The sequence below is a fragment of the Leisingera sp. F5 genome (assembly GCF_001593695.1).
In genome coordinates, this window is the sequence record NZ_LUKH01001360.1 from 1 (window position 1) to 1082 (window position 1082).

The 1082-nt window shown below is 66.5% G+C and carries 2 protein-coding genes; one reads left to right on the forward strand and one right to left on the reverse strand.

Annotated elements, in window-relative coordinates:
- The first annotated feature begins 93 nt into the window (after window positions 1–93).
- The gene (locus tag A2I95_RS41420) at window positions 94–618 is read left to right on the forward strand and encodes a hypothetical protein (RefSeq protein WP_156916855.1); all 525 of its coding nucleotides are present in this window, start codon (window positions 94–96) and stop codon (window positions 616–618) included.
- A 119-nt stretch (window positions 619–737) separates the two neighbouring features.
- Here the strand turns inward: A2I95_RS41420 and A2I95_RS41425 are convergent.
- A partial coding sequence (locus tag A2I95_RS41425) for a hypothetical protein (protein ID WP_291738089.1) occupies window positions 738–1082 on the reverse strand: 345 nt, incomplete at its 5' end.

The following is a 1082-nucleotide window of genomic DNA, read 5'->3' on the forward strand; positions in this document are numbered from 1 at the left end:
CTTGAGTGCTGCGGCGCAGGGCGCCATCTGGCAGGCAGATGCTGCGGATGGCGCGGCCAGGCCGGCAACGCCGGTAAACGGAAGGAGTGTATTATGAAACAGTTATTGATCCTGATTGCGCTAGGGGCTGCTGCTGTGGGCGGATATGTGCTGCTGAACGGCCAGGGGGCGCAGGACCCGGCACCTGCCGAGGCACCGGCCGTGCAAGAGGAACAGAGCAGCACAGCGCCGGAAGCGGCAGACGAGGAAAGCGCGGCTCCGGCCGAGCAGGCTGTGGAAGATGCGGCCGACGCCGTTGAGGGTGCTATCGAATCCGGTGCCGAAGCTGCCGGCGCAGCTGTTGATGCAGTGCAGGACACTGTAAGCGAGGCGGCGGAAGCCGCGGCTGAAGCAGCAGGCAATGCGGTTGATGCGGCCCAGGGCACGGCTGATGCAGCATCGGATGCAGTGCAGGATACCACAGAGGCTGCCCAAGGCGCGGCAGAGACTGCAGCCGGCGCGGCAGAGGCCGCTCAGGATGCCGCATCCGAGGCGCTGGACAGTGCAGCCGGCACCGCACAGGAGCTGCTGAACCAGTCCGGCGCGGCGGAAACCGAAAGCACTGCGGGCGGCGATTGAACCGGGCCGTAAGCTGCGTCAGGCCATAAATCGATCCTGGCCGCTAGACACGAAACGCAACCGGCGGCAGGCATCATGCCCTGCCGCCGGAAGTTTGTGGCCGAATTTACGGCCGCGGATCAGTGGGGGCGGGCCTGCGCCTGCTGCGCGACACGGGCCATATGGTCCAGCGGGGCCTGATCGCTTGGCTGCGGCGCCAGGAAGGCCAGAAAGGTTTCCCAGCCGGCACTGTTGCCGCCTTGTTTGCGGGCGCGCTGGATTTGCAGCTGGGCCACGCCGATCAGATCCAGCGGCTTGGCGCCGTCGTAGGCGCTGCCGGTGATGGTGGCCAGATGGCTGCGGAACCGCTTGCCCATGGAGTTCAGCAGCAGCATCGGCGAGGTCACCGGATGGCCGGCCTGCACCAGCGCGTCAAACATCTCGTCAATGTCGCCGGGTGCAATGGCGCGTGCATCATAGCGGGC

Excerpts from the sequence above, each read along its gene's own strand:
- A2I95_RS41420 (WP_156916855.1), top strand. The coding sequence starts at position 94 with ATGAAACAGTTATTGATCCTGATTGCGCTAGGGGCTGCTGCTGTGGGC.